Source organism: Pseudomonas sp. DVZ6, from assembly GCF_024259445.1.
Taxonomy (GTDB): domain Bacteria; phylum Pseudomonadota; class Gammaproteobacteria; order Pseudomonadales; family Pseudomonadaceae; genus Aquipseudomonas; species Aquipseudomonas peradeniyensis.
Window position 1 is genome coordinate 62,953 of record NZ_JANCLM010000024.1, and the last position, 21,472, is coordinate 84,424.

The following is a 21,472-nucleotide window of genomic DNA, read 5'->3' on the forward strand; positions in this document are numbered from 1 at the left end:
ATAGGTCAGGAATGTCCCGGTAGAGGAACAACAATAAATGCAAGCCGATTTCTGGAACGACAAGCGCGCCGCGGGCGTACCTTCCACCATTGACATGAATGTCTACACGTCCGTCGTCGACGTCTTCGAGCGCTGCTGCAAACGCTTCGCCGACCGCCCGGCGTACAGCAACCTCGGGGTCACCCTTAGCTATGCCGACCTCGAGCGTCATTCGGCCGCCTTCGCCGCCTGGCTGCAACAGCACACCGAACTGGTGCCGGGCGACCGCATCGCGGTGCAGATGCCCAATGTCCTGCAATACCCCATTGCGGTGTTCGGCGCCATGCGCGCCGGCCTGATCGTGGTCAACACCAACCCGCTGTACACCGAGCGCGAGATGCGCCATCAGTTCAAGGACTCCGGCGCCCGAGCCCTGGTGTACCTGAACATGTTCGGCAAGCGCGTGCAGGAGGTGCTGCCCGATACCGGCATCGAGTACCTGATCGAGGCGAAGATGGGCGACCTGCTGCCGACGGCCAAGGGCTGGCTGGTCAACACCGTGGTCGACAAGCTGAAGAAGATGGTGCCGGCCTACCAGTTGCCCCAGGCCGTGTCGTTCAAGCAGGTGCTGCGCCAGGAGCGCGGGCTCACTCACAGGCCGGTGGCACAAACCCTGGAGAACATCGCGGTGCTGCAGTACACCGGCGGCACCACCGGGCTGGCCAAGGGCGCCATGCTCACCCACGGCAACCTGGTGGCCAACATGCTCCAGGTGCTGGCCTGCTTCGGTCAGCACGGCCCCGATGGCCAGCCGCTGATCAAGGAAGGGCAGGAGGTGATGATCGCGCCGCTGCCGCTGTACCACATCTATGCCTTCACCGCGAACTGCATGTGCATGATGGTGACCGGTAACCACAACGTACTGATCACCAACCCCCGGGATATTCCCGGTTTCATCAAGGAGCTGGGCAAGTGGCGGTTCTCGGCGCTGGTGGGCCTGAACACGCTGTTCGTCGCGCTGATGGACCACCCGGGCTTCAAGTCGCTGGATTTCTCCGCGCTGAAGATCACCAACTCCGGTGGCACCGCGCTGGTCAAGGCCACCGCCGAACGCTGGGAGGCCCTCACCGGTTGCCGCATTGTCGAAGGTTACGGCCTGACCGAAACCTCGCCGGCGGCCAGCACCAACCCCTATGGCCAGCTGGCGCGCCTGGGCACCGTGGGGCTGCCGGTGCCCGGCACGGCGTTCAAGGTGATCGACGATGAAGGCCACGAGCAGCCGCTGGGCGAGCGTGGCGAGCTGTGCATCAAGGGGCCGCAGGTGATGAAAGGCTACTGGCAGCAGGTGGAGGCCACCACCCAGGTACTGGATGGCGAAGGCTGGCTGAAGACTGGCGACATCGCCGTCATCGATCCGGACGGTTTCACCCGCATCGTCGACCGCAAGAAGGACATGATCATTGTCTCGGGCTTCAACGTGTATCCCAACGAGATCGAGGATGTGGTGATGGGCCATCCGCAGGTGGCCAGCTGCGCGGTGATCGGCGTGCCGGACGAGCGCACCGGCGAGGCGGTGAAGCTGTTCGTGGTGCCGCGTGCGGGTGGGGTGAGCGTCGATGAGCTCAAGGCGTTCTGCAAGACCAACTTCACCGGCTACAAGGTGCCCAAGCACATCGTGTTGCGCGAATCGCTGCCGATGACTCCAGTGGGCAAGATCCTGCGCCGGGAGTTGCGCGATATCGCCTGACGGTGGCTAATCCAATCCTGTGGGATCAGCGCAACGCCGTTCCCGCAGGCCCTCTCTAGGGCAGGGCTTTCAGGCGGATTCGCGACATTTTGTATAATTACTCTAAAAATGACCTGTATTGTTCATTGAGTCATTTTTGTGACCTGTCGGCCCATTTCGACCTCTAGGCGACCCCTTGCAAAGCTGTTACTCTCGGCGCGCTTTCGGAGGATCCGGTTTGCAATGAGCCGGCCTCTCATATCAATAATAAGCGCATCGACGCGTACCGAATTCGCTGTTGCTGAAGGAGCGGGCTTCCATGATCGAACATTTTTGGAAGGATAAGTACCCAGCCGGGGTCACGGCGGACATCAATCCTGACGAATTCCCCAATATCCAGGCGGTACTCAAGCAATCCTGCCAACGCTTTGCCGACAAACCTGCCTTTAGCAACCTGGGCAAGACCATCACCTACGGCGAGCTGTACACCCTGTCCGGCGCCTTCGCCGCCTGGCTGCAGCAGCACACCGACCTGAAGCCGGGTGATCGCATCGCGGTCCAGCTGCCCAACGTCCTGCAGTACCCCGTCGCCGTGTTCGGCGCCATGCGCGCCGGCCTGATCGTGGTCAACACCAACCCGCTGTACACCGCGCGGGAGCTGGAGCACCAGTTCAACGATTCCGGGGCCAAGGCCCTGGTGTGCCTGGCCAACATGGCGCACCTGGCGGAAAAGGTAGTGCCCAAGACCCAGGTCAAACATGTCATTGTCACCGAAGTGGCCGACCTGTTGCCACCTCTCAAGCGCCTGTTGATCAACAGCGTCATCAAGTACGTGAAGAAAATGGTGCCGGCCTACCACCTGCCGGGCGCCGTGCGCTTCAACGATGCCCTGGCGCTGGGCAAGGGCGGCGCGGTGACCGAGGCCAACCCGCAGTCCGGCGATGTCGCCGTGCTGCAGTACACCGGCGGTACCACCGGCGTGGCCAAGGGCGCGATGCTTACCCACCGCAACCTGGTCGCCAACATGCTGCAGTGCCGCGCGCTGATGGGTTCGAACCTGCACGAAGGGTGCGAGATCCTCATCACCCCGCTGCCGCTGTACCACATCTACGCCTTCACCTTCCATTGCATGGCCATGATGCTCATCGGCAACCACAACGTGCTGATCAGCAACCCGCGCGACCTGCCGGCCATGGTCAAGGAACTGGGCAAGTGGAAGTTCAGCGGCTTCGTCGGCCTCAACACGCTGTTCGTCGCCCTGTGCAACAACGAGACGTTCCGCAACCTCGACTTCTCGGCGCTGAAGATCACCCTGTCCGGCGGCATGGCCCTGCAACAGAGCGTGGCCGAGCGCTGGAAGACGGTGACCGGCTGCGCCATCTGCGAAGGCTACGGCATGACCGAGACCAGCCCGGTGGCGGCGGTCAACCCGACTTCGGCCAACCAGCTGGGAACCATCGGCATCCCGGTGCCGTCCACCCTGTGCAAGATCATCGACGACAACGGCCAGGAATTGCCCCTGGGCGAGGTGGGCGAGCTGTGCATCAAGGGGCCGCAGGTGATGAAGGGCTACTGGCAGCGTGAAGATGCCACCGCCGAGATCATCGACAGCAATGGCTGGCTGAAGACTGGCGACATCGCCCTGATCCAGCCGGACGGCTATATGCGCATCGTCGACCGCAAGAAGGACATGATCCTGGTGTCCGGCTTCAACGTGTACCCCAACGAGCTCGAAGACGTGCTCGCCGCGCTGCCGGGCGTGCTGCAGTGCGCGGCCATTGGCGTCCCGGACGAAAAATCCGGCGAGGTGATCAAGATGTTCATCGTGGTCAAGCCGGGCATGACCCTGACCAAGGAGCAGGTGATGGAGCACATGCGCGCCAACGTCACCGGCTACAAGGTGCCCAAGGCCATCGAGTTCCGCGACGCGCTGCCGACCACCAACGTCGGCAAGATCCTGCGCCGCGAGCTGCGCGACGAAGAGCTGAAGAAGCAGGGTCTGAAGAAGATCGCCTGATCCGCAGCCTGCACGATCGATGTAGAAGCGGCCTTGCGCCGCGAAAGGGGTGCGAAGCACCCCCATCGATTGATGCGTTGCCGCTGAAATCCTGGGGCTGCTTTGCAGCCCTTTCGCGGCGCAAGGCCGCTCCTACAGAGAGGTTGCGGCTCAACGCAGCTTTTCCTGCATCTGGTAGTACCACATCCCCGCCGCCAGCAGTGGATTGCCCAGCAGGTCGCCCATCGGCACCTTGATATGCCTGCACCCGGCAAAGGTATCGAACTTCTCCAGCGTCCCGGTCAGCGCCTCGGCCATGATCTCCCCCATGATGTGGCTGGTGGCGATGCCGTGCCCGGAATACCCCTGGCAGTACCAGACGTTGTCCGACAGCTTGCCCAGCTGCGGGATGCGGTTGACCACGATGCCCATGGCGCAGCTCCACTGGAACTCGATCGGCACGCCCTTGAGCGCCGGGAAGGTGCGCTCGATGCACGGGCGCAGCTCGCCTTCGATGTCCCGTGAATCACGCCCGGAGTAGTTGGCGCCGCCGCCGAACAGCAGGCGCTTGTCGGCGGTCAGGCGGTAGTAGTCGAGGACGAAACGGCAGTCGTACACCGCCAGGTCCTGCGGGTTGATCTGCTCGGCCAGCTCGCCCAGCGGCGCGGTGGTGACGATGCCCCCCATGGCCGGGAAGATCTTGCCCTTGAGCTGGCGCTTTTCCAGCTTGTGATAGACATCGCCGGCCAGCATCACCTGGCGTGCCTCGATCCGTCCCTGGGCGGTGACCACCGCCGGGCGCGGGCCGTGGACGATCTCCAGCACCTCGGAGTTTTCGAACAGCAGGGCGCCCAGCCCGTGGGCGGCGCGGGCCTCGCCCAGGCACAGGTTGAGCGGGTGCAGGTGCAGGTTGCGGCGGTTCTTCAGCGCGCCGAGGTACAGCGGGCTCTGCAGATGATGTTGCATGGCGCTGCGGTCGAGCAGTTGCACCTGGTCGCCCATGCCGCGGCGCTGGGCCTCGGCCTCGAAGGCGCGCAGTTCGTTCATGTGCGACGGTTTCATCGCCGCGTGCAGGTGGCCGCGCTTGAGGTCGCACTGGATACCGTAGCGCTCGACGCGCTGCTCGATGATCTGGTGGCCGCGCCAGCGCAGGTGCCAGATGAAATCGTCCACTTCGGCGCCCAGCCGGTCGCGCATCTGCGTGCGCATGGCCTCGTCGCCCGACAGGCTGCCGGTGACCTGGCCGCCGTTGCGCCCGCTGGCGCCCCAGCCGATGCGGTTGGTCTCGACGATGGCCACTTTCAGGCCGCGCTCGGCCAGTTCCACCGCGGTGGCCACGCCGGTGAAGCCGCCGCCGATGATCGCCACGTCGACCTGCACCGTGCCCTTGAGCGTGGGGTATTCGGTGGTGTCGTTGAGGGTGGCGCTGTAATAGGACGGCGCGCGCTGGGCCGGGCCGTTGTTCACTGCTGCGTTCATGCTTGTTCCTTCTTGTAATCTCGTGGGCATCAGGCCTGGTGCAGGTACCAACGCCAGTCCTGCTCGCCGACCTCGGCCATGAACTGGCGGTACTCGGCGCGCTTGACCTTCAGGTAGACGCCGAGGAAGGTTTCGCCCAGCGTCTCCCGGGCCCAGGTCGAACGCTCCAGGGCCTCGAGGGCGGTCAGCCAGTCGGTGGGCAGGTGTTCGGTGGCCTGGGCGTAGCCGTTGCCTTCGACCGGGGCGCCGGGATCGAGTTGTTCACGGATGCCCTGGTGGGTGGCGGCGAGGATCGCGGCGGCGGCCAGGTAGGGGTTGGCGTCGGCGCCACAGATGCGGTGCTCGATATGCCGGCTGGCTGCCGGGCCGCCGGGCACGCGCAGGCTGACGGTGCGGTTGTCCACGCCCCAGGTCGGCGCCAGCGGTGCATAGCTGTTGGCCTGGAAGCGGCGGAACGAGTTGGCGTTGGGGCAGAACAGCAGCAGCGATTCGCGCAGGTGACGCAGCATGCCGGCCACCGCCTTGCGCAGCAGCGGGGTGCCCGCCTTGTCCTCGCTGGCGAACAGGTTGTTGCCGGCGGCGTCCGCCAGGCTCAGGTGCATGTGCATGCCGGTGCCGGCCAGCTGGGCGAACGGCTTGGCCATGAAGCAGGCCTGCATGCCATGGGCGTTGGCGATGCCCTTGACCAGGCGCTTGTAGCGCACGGCCTGGTCCATGGCCTGGAGCGCGTCGCCGTGCTCCAGGGTGATCTCCACCTGGCCGGGCGCGTACTCGGAGATCGCCGTGCGGGCCGGAATGCCCTGGGCCTTGCAGGCGGCATAGAGGTCTGCGAGGAAGGGTTCGATCTGCTCCAGCTCGCGCAAGCCGTAGACCTGGGTACCGCGTGGGCGGCCGCCGTCGCTGTCCAACGCCGGCTGCGGCCGGCCATGGGCATCACGCTGCTGGTCGAGCAGGTAGAACTCCAGTTCGCAGGCCATCACCGGGTGGAAGCCATCGGCCTTGAGTGCGTCGATCACCCGCAGCAGCACATGGCGCGGATCGGCCACGCTGGCCGGCAGGCCTTCGCTGGGGTGCATGCTGACCTGCACGGCGGCGGTCGGCACCCGGCGCCAGGGTAGGCGCACCAAGCTGCCGTCCAGCGGGTAGGCGCGGCAGTCGATGTCGCCGACGTCCCAGACCAGGCCCGAGTTTTCCACGTCGTCGCCATTGAGGGTCAGGCCGAGGATGGTGCTGGGCAGCGGGCGGCCGCTTTCGAACACCGCCAGCAGCTCCTCGCGGTGCAGCAGCTTGCCGCGGGGGACGCCGTTGGCGTCGAGGATGAACAGCTCGATCAGGTCGATATCGGGGTTGTCGGCCAGGAAACGCCTGGCTTGCTCTGCGGGGGCAAAGTGCATGGTGGATTCGCTCTGGGGCACACGTGACCGCCGCGCAGGCGAGCGGTCAGGCTGAGTCAATCGGCCAGAGGATGGCCGGGTCGGGTCAGGAGTGCGTGAGCGAAGTGTCCGGTGGGCGCGCGTGACGGCAGTGCCATAGGGCCCAGAACGCCAGGATGATATGGACCAACGGATTTTCACCGGCACGGGCCCGGGCCTTCGGCAGCGAAGGGTGGGGCAGCGGGCGGGCGATCATCGGGTCGGGAAGCATCCCTGGATACTCACATGGCCTGTAAGGTTGATTAAAGCAGTGAATGGCGACGTTCATTCCGGTAGCAGCTAAACATTGGCAAGGTCTGCCCGCCGCGTTGCAGCAGCTTAGGAAGCTTCCCACAGTTTTATCGGACCTAGGCTAATTGGCAGGTGGCGCGCCAGCGGTGAAAGTCCCTTTCTTTGTAGGAATGGTCAGGGATCGCCATGCAAGCGCAAAGGACTTATCAGGTAATCGCCCATCACGCGATCGTCTTCGATGTCAGCGAGTTCATCATCCAGCCAGGAGAATGTTGCCAAATCCGGCAAACGGGCCTGCCATGGGTGCATGCCGGGCACTATCGGGTCGTTGAAAAAATGGCGGAGCTTTACGACCGGATGCTGGCAGGGCAGCGGCCTTGCCTGATGACGGTTGCGGTATCGCGGCCGTTAACTCGCCAGCAGGGGGACAGCCTCAATCAGCAGAGGTACAGGGTTTCGGGCATTTTCAGTACCGCAGCGGGTAAAGCGACGGCGGATGTCGCGCTAGCAATGGCAGGTGGGCCTGCGGCGGCGGTCGCAGGGATCGCCGCCACCGGAGCTGTGGCGTGGTTGATTCAGAATAAGATTCCTACTTTTCATGCTGGGGATGTACTGGCATCGCTGTCAGCAACCGTGAAAGGCGGTATTGGTCCCCAATCCAGCAGCCTGATGTTGATTATCTGAAGGGGAGCGGATATGTGGGTACTTTATGGTATTTGCTATGCCCTCGTGGTCGGCACGTTGGTCGACTGGGCATGCCGGTCAAGGTGCATCAGGTTTCTTCTCTATATCGTCTTCAACGTCACGGGGATTACCGCCTGTAATCAACTGGGTGAAGAGCAGTTCCTGCAACTTGATGGTATTGGCTGGTCAGCTTTTTTCGTGGCAATTGCTACCCCGTTGTTGTTCAAGCGCTCCCGCTATTTCGAGCGTGACCGCGACTGAACGGCGGGCACAGGCAGCATCGATTTCGCAAATCTGCGACAATCCCGCCTCTTACGCCTGCCGATCATGAAAAAGCAGCACTCGCCTGCATCATTAAAAAGTCCCATGACAGACCACGCCATCGACCAACTGCTGAAGAACCTCGACCACGCCATGATCGCCGACCGCCATCGGTTGCGCCGGCAATTGCACGAGCTGCGCAAGCGCCCCGACGAGGGCAAGCTCGCGCAGTGGGTGGAAAAGGTCCAGGCCTCCTGCGCCCAGGTCACCGCGCGCCAGCAGAGCGTGCCGAGCATTCGCTACGACGACAGCCTGCCGATCGCCGCCAAGCGCGACGAGATCAAGAAGGCCCTGGCCGAGCACCAGGTGCTGGTGATCGCCGGCGAGACAGGTTCCGGCAAGACCACCCAGCTGCCGAAGATCTGCCTGGAGCTGGGCCGCGGCAGCCATGGCCTGATCGCCCACACCCAGCCCCGGCGGATCGCCGCGCGCAGCGTGGCGGCGCGGGTCGCGGAGGAGCTGGGCACGCCGTTGGGGGCGCTGGTCGGCTACCAGGTGCGTTTCGAGGACCAGAGCGATTCGAACACCCTGGTCAAGCTGATGACCGACGGTATCCTGCTGGCCGAAACCCAGCACGACCGTTTCCTCGAGCGCTACGACACGATCATCGTCGACGAGGCTCATGAGCGCAGCCTGAACATCGACTTCCTGCTCGGCTACCTCAAGACCCTGCTGCACCGCCGCCCGGACCTGAAGTTGATCATCACCTCGGCGACCATCGACCTGGAGCGCTTCTCCAAGCACTTCGACGGCGCGCCGATCATCGAAGTGTCCGGGCGCACCTACCCGGTGGAAACCTGGTACCGGCCGCTGACCAGCGAGCACGACGAGGAGGGCAACCAGGTCGAGGAGGACCTTTCCGTCGACCAGGCGATCCTCGCCAGCCTCGATGAGATTGCCCAGCACGAACGCAGCCAGGGCAAGGGCCCGGGCGATGTGCTGGTGTTCCTGCCCGGCGAGCGCGAGATTCGCGACGCCGCCGAGATCCTGCGCAAGGCGCAGCTGCGCCACACCGAGATCCTGCCGCTGTATGCGCGGCTGTCGCCGGCCGAGCAGCAGCGAATCTTCCAGTCCCACAGCGGCCGGCGCGTGGTGCTGGCGACCAACGTCGCCGAAACCTCGCTGACCGTGCCGGGCATCCGCTACGTGATCGACAGCGGCACCGCGCGCATCAGCCGCTACAGCTACCGCGCCAAGGTCCAGCGCCTGCCCATCGAGGCGGTGTCCCAGGCCAGCGCCAACCAGCGTAAAGGCCGCTGCGGGCGTGTCGAGCCGGGCATCTGCATCCGCCTGTACAGCGAGGACGACTTCAACGGCCGCCCGGCGTTCACCGATCCGGAGATCCTGCGCACCAACCTGGCCGCGGTGATCCTGCAGATGCTGCACCTGCGCCTGGGCGCGATCGACGCCTTCCCGTTCATCGAGCCGCCGGATGGCAAGGCCATCAGCGACGGCTTCAACCTGTTGCAGGAGCTGTCGGCGGTCAACCGCGAGAACCAGCTGACACCACTGGGCCGCCAGCTGGCGCGCCTGCCGATCGATCCACGGTTGGGTCGCATGCTGCTCGAAGGCGCCCGTCAGGGCAGCCTGCAGGAAGTGCTGATCGTCGCCAGCGCGCTGTCGGTGCAGGACCCGCGCGAGCGCCCGCCGGAGCGCCAGCAGGCCGCCGACCAGGCGCACGCGCAGTGGAAGGATGTCGATTCCGACTTCGCCGCGCTGGTCAACCTGTGGCGCGGCTTCGAGGAGCAGCGCCAGGCGCTGACCGCCAGCCCGCTGCGCAACTGGTGCCGCAAGAACTTCCTCAACTACCTGCGCCTGCGCGAGTGGCGCGACGCCCACCGCCAGCTGGCGCTGATCTGCCGCGACCTGCAATTGGCGGTGAACAAGGACGCCTGCGACTACCAGCCCCTGCACAAGGCGATTCTCAGCGGCCTGCTCAGCCAGATCGGCCAGAAGACCGAAGAGGGCGACTACCAGGGCGCGCGTCAGCGGCGCTTCTGGGTTCACCCCTCTTCAGGCATCGGTCGCAAGCGCCCGCAGTGGGTGATGGCTGCCGAGCTGGTGGAAACCACCAAGCTGTATGCGCGCATGGTGGCCAAGATCGAGCCGGACTGGATCGAGCCGCTGGCCACCCACCTGATCAAGAAGAACCACTTCGAACCGCACTGGGAGAAGAAGCGCGGCCAGGTGGTGGCCTACGAGCAGATCACCCTCTACGGGCTGATCCTGGTCGGTCGCAGGCCGGTGCATTTTGGCCCCATCGACCCGGTCACTTCCCGTGAGCTGTTCATCCGCGACGGCCTGGTCGGTGGCGAGATCCAGTCCCGGGCCAAGTGCCTGGCGGCCAACAAGCGCCTGCTCGAGCAGCTCGACGAGCTGGAGGCCAAGGCCCGCCGGCGCGACATTCTTGCCGACGAGGAGACGCTGTACGCCTTCTACGAGGCGCGCCTGCCCGAGGAGATCCACCAGACCGCGACCTTCGACAGCTGGTACCGGATGAACAGCCAGAAGGATGCGAACCTGCTGATCATGCGCGAAGAGGACGTGCTCGCCCGCGAGGCCAGCGAGGTCACCGCCGCGCAGTATCCCGACCACCTGCAGGTGGGCGAGCTGCGCCTGTCGCTGAGCTATCACTTCGAGCCGAACCACCCGCGTGACGGCGTGACCGTGCGGGTGCCGGCGCCGTTGTTGCCGAACCTGCCGGGCGAGCGCCTGGAATGGCTGGTGCCCGGCCTGCTGGAGGCCAAGTGCATCGCCCTGGTGCGCAACCTGCCCAAGGCCCTGCGCAAGAACTTCGTGCCGGTGCCCGACTTCGTCAAGGCGGCCCTGTCGCGCCTGGCGTTCGGCCAGGGGGCATTGCCGCAGGCCCTGGGCCAGGAGTTGCTGCGCATGACCGGGGCGCGGGTGTCGGACGAGGCCTGGGCGGAAGCGGCCGGGCTGGTCGAGGGCCATCTGCGCATGAACATCGAAGTGGTCGATGCCCAGGGCAAGTTCCTTGGCGAAGGCCGCGACCTCGCCGAGCTGACCGCCCGCTTCGCCGCCGCCAGCCAGGCGGCGCTGGCCCTGCCGCGCAGCGAGAAGGCCGAGCAGCCGGTACAGGCCAAGGCCTTCGCGCAGGTGGCGCAGACCGCCCAGCAGAAGATCGCCGGGCTGTCGATGACGGTCTACCCGGCGCTGGTCGAGGACAACGGCATGGTACGCGAAGGGCGTTTCTCGACCCAGGCCGAAGCCGAGTTCCAGCACCGTCGCGCCTTGCAGCGCCTGTTGCTGCAACAGCTGGCGGAACCGGCCAAGTTCCTGCGCGGCAAGCTGCCGGGGCTGACCGAACTGGGGCTGTTGTACCGTGAACTGGGCCGAATCGAGGCACTGGTCGAGGATATCCTCCTGGCCAGCCTCGACAGCTGTGTGCTGGAAGGCGAAGACCCACTGCCGCGTGATGGCGCGGGCCTGGCCTCGCTGGCCGAACGCAAGCGCGGCAACTGGACCGAGCACGCCGAGCGCCTGGCCCGCCTGACCCTGGAGGTGCTGAAGCTGTGGCATGGCCTGCAGAAGCGCTTCAAGGGCAAGATCGACCTGAGCCAGGCGGTGGCGCTCAACGACATCAAGCAGCAGCTGGCCAACCTGGTGTACCCGGGCTTCGTGCGGGAGACGCCGGGTGCCTGGTTCAAGGAGCTGCCGCGTTATCTCAAGGCGGTGGAACTGCGTCTGGAGAAGCTGGGTTCGCAGGTGCAGAAGGACCGGGTGTGGAGCGCCGAGCTGGCCAATTGCTGGGCGCAGTACCAGGCCCGCGCCGACAAGCATGCCCAGGAAGGCAAGCGCGATGAGCAACTGACCCTGTACCGCTGGCTGCTGGAGGAATACCGGGTGTCGTTGTTTGCCCAGCAACTGGGGACGAAGGTGGCGGTTTCCGACAAGCGACTGAGCAAACAGTGGAGTCAGGTGGAAGCCTAAGCTCCCAAAGTTGTGGCAAACTTGCAGGAATTTGCGGCCGCTGTGTGGCCGATCGCGGCACAAGGCCGCTCCTACAGGAGAACGCCGATTCTGTAGGAGCGGCCTTGCGCCGCGAACGAGGGCTCAGCCCTCGCCTCAAAATTGGTACCAAGGTGCCATTAAGTTGCCCTTATTCCGGCCAGCGCCTTGTGGCGATGGCCCCAGACCAGAGGAACGACCGTGCACAACGTCGTCATCAGCGGCACCGGCCTGTACACCCCGGCCCAAAGCATTTCCAACGAAGAACTGGTGGAATCCTTCAACGCCTGGGCACAGCGTTTCAACCGTGACAACGCCGCCGCCATCGAGCGTGGCGAGGTCGAGGCGGCGCCGCTGTCCGACGCCGCCTTCATCGAGAAGGCCTCGGGTATCAAGAGCCGCTTCGTCATGGACAAGGTCGGCATTCTTGATCCGCAGCGCATGAAGCCGCGCTTGCCTGAGCGCGGCAACGACGAACAATCGATCCTCTGCGAGATGGGCGTGGCCGCCGCCCGCCAGGCCCTGGAGCGTGCCGGGCGCACCGCCGCCGATGTCGACGGGGTGATCGTCGCCTGTTCCAATCTGCAGCGCCCATACCCGGCCATCGCCATCGAAGTGCAGCAGGCACTGGGTATCCAGGGCTTCGCCTTCGACATGAACGTGGCCTGCTCGTCGGCCACCTTCGGTATCCAGACCGCCGCCAACAGCGTGCAGCTGGGCCAGTCGCGCGCCGTGCTGGTGGTCAACCCGGAAATCTGCACCGGCCACCTGAACTTCCGTGACCGCGACAGCCACTTCATCTTCGGCGATGCCGCCACCGCCGTGCTGGTCGAGCGTGCCGACCTGGCCACCTCCGAACACCAGTTCGACATCGTCAGCACCAAGCTGCTGACGGCGTTCTCCAACAACATCCGCAACAACTTCGGCTTCCTCAACCGCGCGGCGGAAGAGGGCATCGGTGCTCGCGACAAGCTGTTCGTGCAGGAAGGCCGCAAGGTGTTCAAGGAAGTCTGCCCGATGGTCGCCGAGCTGATCGGCAAGCACCTGGCCGAGAACGATCTGCAACCGTCGGACGTCAAGCGCTTCTGGCTGCACCAGGCCAACCTGAGCATGAACCACCTGATCGTCAAGAAACTGCTGGGGCGTGAAGTGGCCGAGGAAGATGCGCCGGTGATCCTGGATCGCTATGCCAACACCAGTTCGGCGGGGTCGGTGATTGCCTTCCACCTGTATCAGGATGACCTGGCCAAAGGGTCGCTTGGCGTACTGAGTTCGTTCGGTGCTGGCTATTCGATTGGTAGTGTGGTGCTGCGCAAGCGCTGATTATCAGTTCGAGAAAGCTGGGGCCGCTTTGCGGCCCTTTCGCGGCACAAGGCCGCTCCTACAGGGGACCGCATTTCCCTGTAGGAGCGGCCTTGTGCCGCGAAAGGGCTGCAAAGCAGCCCCCAGCTTTCTGACAGGCAAAAAAAGCGGGAAATGCCGGATGGGGTCGGCATTTCCCGCTTCAGGGTGGAGCAAGGGAGCGTAGCGCTTAGAACTTGGCTTCCAGGTCGACCTGCAGGGTATCGACGTCAGCATTGTTGTTCGGCAGCTGCGACAGGTCGGTCTTGGCCATCAGGTAGGCCGCGCCCAGCGAGAAGTTCTTGTCGATCTCGTAGCCGACCTTGAACTTGTGGCCACGCGAACCGGTAAAGCCGGCGCCGAAGTCGGAGTCGGTGAACAGGCTGACCACGGCGTTGCGCTGCACGTCGCGGTAGTTGTAGTCCAGGCTCCAGGCGCCCAGCTTGGTCTTCAGACCCGCCAGCCAGGCCTTGTCCTCGCCGTCGGTGCTGTCGGTGTTCTTGACGAACTGGCCATAGGCCGACAGCGGGATAGCGAAGCCGGTGAAGTCCACCTGGCCAAAGCCTTCAGCCAGGTTGAACTCGGTGGTGGTGTTGCCGAAGCTGCGCAGCACGGCCGACTTCTTGTCGTTGTCGAAGCCGTAGAGGCTGCCGCCGACGGTGACCTTGACGCTGTCAGCCAGGTTGAACTTGGTGCCCAACTGGCCGTGGTACAGCTGCGCGTCGTGCTTGAACTGCACGCCGTCGCCGTCGACGTTGTCCTTGAGGGTGTAGTGACCGGCGCTGCCGAACACTTCGGCGCCGCCCAGGTTGGTCTTGTAGGTGACGGCCACGCCTTCCGGGTTGATGTCGCTGTCCCAGATGATGTCGCCCATGCTCACCCACGGCTGCAGCATCTTGCCGCCGATCAGGTGCAGGTTCGGCACGGCGGTCGGGTGCCAGTCGAGGTAGGCAAGGTCCACCCACAGCGATTTCTTGTCGAAGTAGTTGTCCAGGCTCTGGTTGGTCGAGCGGGCGTCCGAGCTGCTGCCGGTGGCCACGCGAATGCCGGCGTCGACCTGCGGGTTGATCTCGCTGTAGAAACCGACGCGGGCACGCACACGCTCGCGGTCCTGGTTGCCACTGCGGCTGTTGGGGTTGTCGACGTTGACGTCTTCGTAGCGCAGGCGCACGTCACCCTTGATCTGGGTCTTGGCGGCCCATGCCACTTTTTGTTCGAAGGAGCTCAGGCGCTCGGACTGGGCTTTCTGGTCGGCCTTTTCCTTGGTTTCCTTTGCCAGGTCGCCCTGCAGTTCGGTGTACTGCGCCTGGTTGATCGAGCCGTTGGCGCGGAGTATTTCGAGCAGCTTGGCGTCGACAGCAGCACTGGCCGGAGTACTCAGAGCCAGCATCATGCCGGTGAGGCTCACTCCGGTAAGTGTAGAAACAAGACGCATAAGGTTCTCCCTGTTGGAAAAAGTGGGGAGGCTCAAGCGCCCGCCCCCGAGTTGGCATGTCTTCGGAAAGGGCCTGTGTAGACAGGTTCTGGGGTTCCGGAAAACAGGCGCAAGTATTGCGGGGGGGAATGACAGAATAATGTCTGAATAGTGGCACTGTTGTTAAGTAAACCGGCCGTCATTTGTGTGTCACGGCGGCTTTGGCAATACTGGCGCCCTGTCCATAGCGAGTTGCAACCGTGATCAGCCTTCACAGCCTTGCCCACCTGCGCGACCTGCCGGCGACCACCTGGGACGCGCTGGTGCCCGACGGCCAGCCGTTCCTGCGTCACGCCTTTCTCAGTGCCATGGAAGACAGTGGCAGTGTGGTACCCGACACCGGCTGGGCCGCCGAACACCTGGTGCTGGAGCGCGATGGCGAGGTGCGGGCGCTGCTGCCGGCGTACCGCAAATGGCATTCGTTCGGCGAGTATGTGTTCGACCATGGCTGGGCCGATGCCTGCGAGCGGGCGGGCATCGCCTACTACCCCAAGCTGCTCGGCGCGGTGCCGTTCAGCCCGGTCGCCGGGCCGCGTCTGCTGGCCACCGATCCTGCCGACGGCCTGCTGCTGTTGCAGGCGATTCCCGAGTACCTGGACAAGGGGGGGCTGTCGGGGGCGCACATCAATTTCACCGACAGCGTGCTGGACGCGGCCATTGCCGGCCAGCCGGGCTGGCTGGAGCGCCTGGGCTGCCAGTTCCACTGGCGCAACCGGGATTATCGGGACTTCCAGGATTTTCTCGACATCCTCAGCTCACGCAAGCGCAAGCAGATGCGCAAGGAGCGCGAGCAAGTGGCGGGGCAGGGGATCGACTTCGCCTGGTACCGCGGTGATGAACTGAGTGAGGCGCAGTGGGACTTCGTCTACCGCTGCTATGCCAACACCTACGCTGTGCGACGCCGAGCGCCGTACCTGACCCGCGAATTCTTCAGCCTGGTGGCCGAGCGCATGCCCGAGGCGATTCGCGTGGTGATTGCCCGGCAGCAAGGGCGCGAGGTGGCGATGGCCTTCAGTCTGGTGGGAGGCGACAGCCTGTATGGCCGCTACTGGGGGTGCCTGGACGAATTCGACCGCCTGCATTTCGAGACCTGTTTCTACCAGGGCATGGACTTCGCGATTGGCGAAGGCCTGCAACGCTTCGATGCCGGTGCCCAGGGCGAGCACAAGCTGATTCGCGGGTTCGAGCCTGTGATCACGCGGTCGTGGCATTACCTGCTGCACCCGGGGTTGCACCGGGCGGTCGCTGACTTTTTGCGTCAGGAGCGCGAAGGAGTGATGGCCTACGCCGACGAGGCGCGGGGGATGTTGCCGTATCGCCAGGTTTGAAGTGACTGGCCACACGCTATCCCTGTAGGAGCGGCCTTGTGCCGCGAAAGGGCCGCAAAGCGGCCCCGGCGATCTTTGCGTCAACGCTGAAATCCTGGGGCTGCTACGCAGCCCTTTCGCGGCACAAGGCCGCTCCTACAAGGGACCCCTTCAACTCAGTCGACGCCGACAAACCCCCCGGTCTGGTGATGCCACAACCGCGCATACAACCCGCGCTGTGCCAGCAGCTCGGCATGGCTGCCGCTTTCGACGATATGCCCCTTGTCCAGCACGATCAGCCGGTCCATGCGGGCGATGGTCGACAGGCGGTGGGCGATGGCGATTACCGTCTTGCCCTGCATCAGCGTCTCCAGGCTTTCCTGGATCGCCGCCTCGACCTCCGAATCCAGTGCCGAGGTCGCCTCGTCCATGATCAGGATCGGCGCGTTCTTCAGCAGTACCCGGGCAATGGCGATGCGCTGGCGCTGGCCGCCGGAGAGCTTGACGCCACGCTCGCCGACATGGGCGTCGAAGCCGGTGCGGCCCTGGGCATCGGACAGCTGCGGGATGAACTCGTCGGCCCGGGCCCGGCGCACCGCCTCCCAGACCTCCTCGTCGCTGGCCTGCGGCCGGCCGTACAGCAGGTTGTCGCGGATCGAGCGGTGCAGCAGCGAGGTGTCCTGGGTGATCATGCCGATCTGCGCGCGCAGGCTGGCCTGGTTGACCTCGGCGATGTCCTGGCCGTCGATGAGGATGCGCCCGCTGTCGATGTCGTACAGGCGCAGCAGCAGGTTGACCAGGGTCGACTTGCCGGCGCCGGAAGGGCCGATCAGGCCGATCTTCTCGCCAGGGCGGATGTCCAGGTTCAGGGCATCGATCACCTTGCCGCCCTTGCCGTAGTGGAAATCGACATGGTCGAAGCGCACCGCGCCGCGGCTGACCTTGAGCGCCGGGGCATTGGGCCTGTCGCTGACGGTGACCGGCTGGGCGATGGTCTGCAGGCCGTCCTGGACCATGCCGATGTTCTCGAAGATGCCGTTGACCACCCACATGATCCAGCCGGACATGTTGACGATGCGGATCACCAGGCCGGTGGCCAGGGCGATGGCGCCGACGCTGATCAGCGACTGGCTCCACAGCCACAGGGCAAGGCCGGTGGTGCTGACCACCAGCAGGCCGTTCAGCGAGGTGATCACCACGTCCATGCTGGTGATTACCCGCGAGGCCAGCTGGGTCTTCTCGGTCTGCTCGCTGATCGCCTCGCGGGCGTACTGCTGCTCGTAGTCGGTGTGGGCGAACAGCTTGAGCGTGGCGATGTTGGTGTAGCCATCGACGATGCGCCCCATCAGCTTGGAGCGGGCGTCGGAGGAGATCACCGAGCGCTCCTTCACCCGTGGCACGAAGTAGTACAGCGCACCGATGTAGCAGGCGATCCACACCAGCAGCGGCAGCATCAGCCGCCAGTCGGCCTCGGCGAACAGCACCAGCGCACTGATGGCGTAGATCAGCACGTGCCACAGCGCGTCCACTGCCTGCACCGCCGAATCGCGCAGGGAGTTGCCGGTCTGCATGATGCGCTGGGCGATGCGCCCGGCAAAGTCGCTCTGGAAGAAGTTCAGGCTCTGCTTGAGCACGTAGGTGTGGTTCTGCCAGCGGATCAGGCTGGTCATGCCCGGGCTGATGGTCTGGTGCACCAGCAGGTCATGCAGGCCGAAGAACACCGGCCGCAGCACCAGCACCACCACCAGCATCCAGATCAGCTCGCCGCTGTGCTCGCTGAAGAAATTGGCGTTGGGCGTGCCCTGGGCCAGGTCGATGATCCGGCTCAGGTAGCTGAACAGCGCCACCTCGATCAGCGAGGCGATCAGGCCGACGATCAGCAGGGCGAGGAAGCTTGGCCACACCTGGCGCAGGTAGTAGAGATAGAAGGGCCAGACCTTGCCGGGAGGCGCCTCGCTGGGCGCCTCGCGGAAAATGTCGATCAACTGCTCGAAACGACGGTACAGCATGGGTGACGACACTCCTGTTCGACCCGACTCACGTCCCTGTGTGGCGCGGGATCAGTCGATGCGTTTGGCCGACTTGATGTAGACCGGATCCGCCGGTACATCGCGCATGCCTTTCTTGACGGTGGTCGGCGAGTTGACGATCTGGTCGACCACCTCCATGCCCTTGGTGACCTTGCCGAACACCGCGTAGCCACGGTCGCGACCCGGGTTGAGGAAATCGTTGTCGGCGACGTTGATGAAGAACTGGCTGGTGGCCGAGTTCGGGTCGGAGGTACGGGCCATGGACAAGGTGCCGCGGGTGTTCTGCAGGCCGTTGCTCGCCTCGTTGCGGATCGGGTCCTGGGTGCTCTTCTGCACCATCTGGTCGGTGAAGCCGCCGCCCTGGACCATGAAGCCCGGGATCACGCGGTGGAAGATGGTGTTGTTGTAGAAGCCGCTGTCCACGTACTGGAGGAAGTTCTTGGTACTGAGCGGCGCTTTTTCTGCGTTCAGCTCGATCTCGATCTTGCCAAAGCTGGTGACCAGCTCAACGTGCGGGGTCTTGTCGGAGGCCATGACGCTGGTGGCGAAGGCGACCGAGCAGGCGGTGAGCAGAAGTTTTTTCAGCATGGGCTCAAAGATCCTTGAGAGGTGGAAGCGGCTGCGAGGAACTGCAGCACGGTACGGTTGAAGACTTCAGGTTGATCCAGGGGCGTAGCGTGCCGCGAATCGTCGATGACCGCCAGTCTGGCATTGGGCATCAGGGCGACGTAACGCTCCTTCAGTTGTATCGGTGTGTAATCGTGGTCGGCGGCGATCACCAGGGTGGGACAGCGGATCTGGCCGATGCGTTCCTGCACGCCCCAGTCGACGATGGCGTCGAAGCTTTTCAAATAGGCACGTTTGTCGTTGCGCGCCCAGCGCTCGGCCATCTTGCGCCGCAGTTCGGCCTGCTCCGGCTTGGGGAACAGCCGCGCGGCCAGGCCCTTGCCGACGGTCTCGACACTGAGCAGGCGCGCCAGGCCCCAGCGCTTGAGCCACCAGATCCAGTCGCTACGGGTGCGGCGCTTGACCTCGGGGGCGCTGTTGACGATGCACAGGCTGCGCAGCCAGTCGGGGTGGTCGACGGCGAACTGGAAACCGAGCATGCCGCCCATGGACAGGCCGACGAAGTGCACCGGGCCGGTGTCCAGATGGCGCAGCAGGGCCAGCAGATCCTCGCTGAAGGTCTTTATCTGGTAGCCCTTGCGTGGCTTGGACGATTGCCCGTGGCCGCGGATGTCCATGAGGATCACCCGGTACTGGCGGCTGAGCTCGGGTACCTGCAGTTCCCAGTCCTGGCTGCTCGAGCCCAGCCCGTGCAGCAGCACCAGGGGCTCGCCCTGGCCGTGTTCCTGGTAATGCAGCAGGCATCCGTCATGTTCGAAACAGGCCATGGGCGCGGTCCTCTCAGGCTTGCGGGGGGGCTGCGAAGGGCACGTCCAGCGGCGCGGTGTCGAAGTTGCGCAGCAGTTCGATGAGGATCTGCGTGGCCGGGCCCAGGGTCTTTTCCTTGCTCGAGTAAAGGTAGAACAGTGGATGGCGGCTGCCACCCTGATCCAGCGGCAGGGGCTTGAGCACGCCTTCGCGCAGCTCGCGCTCGATCATGTGCCGGGGCAGCCAGGCAAAGCCCAGGCCGCTGCCGACGAAGGTCGCCGCAGTGCCCAGGCTGCCGACCGTCCAGCGCTGCTCGGCGCCGAGCCAGCCGACATCGCGCGGCTGTGCCCGGCCCGAGTCGCGGATCACCACCTGCAGCTGGCTTTCCAGGTCCTGGAAGGTGATCTCGCGGCCCATGCGGTGCAGGGCGTGCTCGGGGTGGGCGACGGCGATGAACTCCACCGGGCTCAGTTCGGTGCCCAGGTAGCCGCCGATGTTGAAGCTGCTGATGGCAAGGTCGGCGATGCCTTCGTGCAGCACTTCCTCGACCCCGGACAGCACCTCTTCGCGCAGGCGTACCCGGCAGCCGCGGCTCTGCGGCATGAAGGCGGCCAGAGCGCGCACCAGGCGGGCGCTGGGGTAGGCGGCGTCGACCACCAGGCGCACTTCGGCCTCCCAGCCCTGTTCCATGTGGTGGGCCAGGTCTTCCAGCTGGCTGGCCTGCTTGACCAGTTGCCGCGAACGGCGCAGCAGCACGCTGCCGGCCTCGGTCAGCACCGCCTTACGCCCATCGATGCGCAGCAATGGCACGCCCAGCTGCTCCTGCATCCGCGCCACGGTGTAGCTCACCGACGACTGCGAACGGTGCAGGGCCTCGGCGGCCTGGGCGAACCCACCGTGGTCGACCACTGCCTGCAGGGTCCGCCACTGATCCAGGGTAACGCGCGGTGCTTTCATCCAGGGCTCCTGTTGTCCTAAGCTGCGCTCTTCCCAAGGAGAGCGCCCGTATGAAGAAATGTTGTGCGGCTTTGCTGTTGTGCCTGCCCCTCGGGGCCATGGCATACCCGATCGATGTGGAAAAGGACCTGACCGGGGTCAAGGTCGACTACACCGCCTACGACACGGCCTACGACATTGGCTCGATCAGCCTCAACAACTATGGGCAGGTGCCGGCGGCGTGCAAGGTCACTTTCCGCAACGGCCCCGAGGCGCCACGGGTGCGCCGGGTCAATGTGCCCGCCGGCAGGAGCGTGGATGTCACCGCCAAGTTCAACCGGCAGATCATCAAGCTGCGCATCGTGCTCGACTGCAAAGCGCAATAAAACAGATTAATCGATAGGTTGATCCCACTTTTTACGCTTTTTTATCGATAGGTCAACCACTAATCTCACCTCCATCGAATCGCCACCCTTTACCGCCGATGGAGGCACCCCATGTCCCGCGTACTGATCATCGAAAGCAGCGCCCGCCAGCAGGATTCCGTTTCCCGTCAACTGACCCTGGACTTCATCCAGCAATGGCAAGCGGCGCATCCGGCTGACGAGATCAAGCTGCGCGACCTGGCCGTGAACCCCGTGCCGCACCTGGACGCCAACCTGCTCGGCGGCTGGATGAAGCCCGAGGAGCAGCGTAGCGCCGCCGAGCGTGACGCGCTGGAGCGTTCCAACGCGCTGACCGACGAACTGCTGGCTGCCGACGTGCTGGTGATGGCCGCGCCGATGTACAACTTCACCATCCCCAGTACCTTGAAAGCCTGGCTGGACCACGTGCTGCGCGCCGGCATCACCTTCAAGTACACCCCGACCGGGCCGCAGGGCCTGCTCAACGGCAAGCGCGCCATCGTCCTGACCGCCCGCGGCGGCATCCATGCCGGTGCCAGCAGTGACCACCAGGAACCCTACCTGCGCCAGGTGATGGCCTTCATCGGCATCCACGATGTGGACTTCATCCACGCCGAGGGCCTGAACATGAGCGGCGAGTTCCACGAGAAGGGCCTGAACCAGGCCAAGGCCAGGCTGGCTGCGGTGGCCTGAATCGCGAAGAATTCCCAACCCTGACACCTTGTTGCTCCTTTGGGTGTGCCTGCCCGGCCAAGTGATGGCCGGGCTTTTTTTATGCCTGTGAGGAC

At 64.6% G+C, this 21,472-nt stretch carries 16 protein-coding genes; 9 read left to right on the plus strand and 7 right to left on the minus strand.

The annotated features are described in order from the left end of the window. The first annotated feature begins 37 nt into the window (after positions 1-37). Positions 38-1,726, plus strand: a complete 1,689-nt coding sequence (gene fadD2 / locus NMG10_RS15455) for a long-chain-fatty-acid--CoA ligase FadD2 (RefSeq protein ID WP_254464639.1) — start codon at positions 38-40, stop codon at positions 1,724-1,726. 298 nt (positions 1,727-2,024) lie between these two features. Further along, positions 2,025-3,722 carry a long-chain-fatty-acid--CoA ligase FadD1 gene (fadD1, locus tag NMG10_RS15460; protein ID WP_203651400.1) on the plus strand — a complete coding sequence of 566 codons (1,698 nt, stop codon included), beginning with the start codon at positions 2,025-2,027 and terminating at the stop codon, positions 3,720-3,722. A gap of 150 nt (positions 3,723-3,872) precedes the next feature. Here fadD1 and NMG10_RS15465 read toward each other — a convergent pair whose 3' ends face one another. Next, positions 3,873-5,180 (minus strand): FAD-binding oxidoreductase, encoded by a 1,308-nt coding sequence (locus NMG10_RS15465; protein ID WP_254464640.1) that lies wholly within the window; start codon positions 5,178-5,180, stop codon positions 3,873-3,875. A 29-nt stretch (positions 5,181-5,209) separates the two neighbouring features. Continuing rightward, positions 5,210-6,574 (minus strand): glutamine synthetase family protein, encoded by a 1,365-nt coding sequence (locus NMG10_RS15470; RefSeq protein ID WP_254464641.1) that lies wholly within the window; start codon positions 6,572-6,574, stop codon positions 5,210-5,212. Between the two features lie 456 nt (positions 6,575-7,030). On the opposite strand from NMG10_RS15470, the gene NMG10_RS15475 reads away from it, so the two are divergent. From NMG10_RS15475 to NMG10_RS15490, 4 genes are all read left to right on the plus strand, one after another. Continuing rightward, positions 7,031-7,528, plus strand: a complete 498-nt coding sequence (locus NMG10_RS15475) for a hypothetical protein (RefSeq protein ID WP_203651403.1) — start codon at positions 7,031-7,033, stop codon at positions 7,526-7,528. Between the two features lie 12 nt (positions 7,529-7,540). Continuing rightward, positions 7,541-7,789 carry a hypothetical protein gene (locus NMG10_RS15480; protein ID WP_203651406.1) on the plus strand — a complete coding sequence of 83 codons (249 nt, stop codon included), beginning with the start codon at positions 7,541-7,543 and terminating at the stop codon, positions 7,787-7,789. Positions 7,790-7,894: 105 nt separating this feature from the next. Then, the gene (hrpA, locus tag NMG10_RS15485; protein ID WP_254464642.1) at positions 7,895-11,800 is read left to right on the plus strand and encodes an ATP-dependent RNA helicase HrpA; all 3,906 of its coding nucleotides are present in this window, start codon (positions 7,895-7,897) and stop codon (positions 11,798-11,800) included. 219 nt (positions 11,801-12,019) lie between these two features. Next, positions 12,020-13,141, plus strand: coding sequence for a beta-ketoacyl-ACP synthase III (locus NMG10_RS15490; protein ID WP_254464643.1), 1,122 nt, complete (start codon positions 12,020-12,022; stop codon positions 13,139-13,141). Positions 13,142-13,349: 208 nt separating this feature from the next. Here the strand turns inward: NMG10_RS15490 and NMG10_RS15495 are convergent, their stop codons facing one another. Continuing rightward, positions 13,350-14,594: a putative porin gene (locus NMG10_RS15495; RefSeq protein ID WP_050706803.1), complete on the minus strand. Its 1,245-nt coding sequence runs from the start codon at positions 14,592-14,594 to the stop codon at positions 13,350-13,352. A gap of 239 nt (positions 14,595-14,833) precedes the next feature. On the opposite strand from NMG10_RS15495, the gene NMG10_RS15500 reads away from it, so the two are divergent. Next, a complete protein-coding gene (locus NMG10_RS15500) occupies positions 14,834-15,961 on the plus strand; it encodes a GNAT family N-acetyltransferase (RefSeq protein ID WP_254464644.1) in 1,128 nt (375 codons plus the stop codon). A 155-nt stretch (positions 15,962-16,116) separates the two neighbouring features. Here the strand turns inward: NMG10_RS15500 and NMG10_RS15505 are convergent, their stop codons facing one another. From NMG10_RS15505 to NMG10_RS15520, 4 genes are read right to left on the minus strand one after another with little or no spacing between them, the layout of a single operon-like run. Beyond that, the gene (locus NMG10_RS15505; RefSeq protein ID WP_203651420.1) at positions 16,117-17,949 is read right to left on the minus strand and encodes an ABC transporter ATP-binding protein; all 1,833 of its coding nucleotides are present in this window, start codon (positions 17,947-17,949) and stop codon (positions 16,117-16,119) included. Positions 17,950-18,000: 51 nt separating this feature from the next. After that, positions 18,001-18,558, minus strand: a complete 558-nt coding sequence (locus NMG10_RS15510) for a peptidylprolyl isomerase (protein ID WP_254464645.1) — start codon at positions 18,556-18,558, stop codon at positions 18,001-18,003. Next, complete coding sequence (locus NMG10_RS15515; RefSeq protein ID WP_050706799.1) at positions 18,552-19,364, minus strand: alpha/beta fold hydrolase; 813 nt, start codon at positions 19,362-19,364, stop codon at positions 18,552-18,554. The genes NMG10_RS15510 and NMG10_RS15515 overlap by 7 nt, the downstream gene beginning before the upstream one ends. Before the next feature lie 13 nt (positions 19,365-19,377). Further along, the gene (locus tag NMG10_RS15520) at positions 19,378-20,301 is read right to left on the minus strand and encodes a LysR family transcriptional regulator (protein WP_028693074.1); all 924 of its coding nucleotides are present in this window, start codon (positions 20,299-20,301) and stop codon (positions 19,378-19,380) included. Positions 20,302-20,351: 50 nt separating this feature from the next. On the opposite strand from NMG10_RS15520, the gene NMG10_RS15525 reads away from it, so the two are divergent. Both NMG10_RS15525 and NMG10_RS15530 read left to right on the plus strand, forming a co-directional pair. Further along, complete coding sequence (locus NMG10_RS15525) at positions 20,352-20,666, plus strand: 3-phosphoglycerate kinase (protein ID WP_110739155.1); 315 nt, start codon at positions 20,352-20,354, stop codon at positions 20,664-20,666. Positions 20,667-20,777: 111 nt separating this feature from the next. Then, positions 20,778-21,377 (plus strand): FMN-dependent NADH-azoreductase, encoded by a 600-nt coding sequence (locus tag NMG10_RS15530; protein ID WP_254464646.1) that lies wholly within the window; start codon positions 20,778-20,780, stop codon positions 21,375-21,377. Positions 21,378-21,472 lie beyond the last annotated feature (95 nt).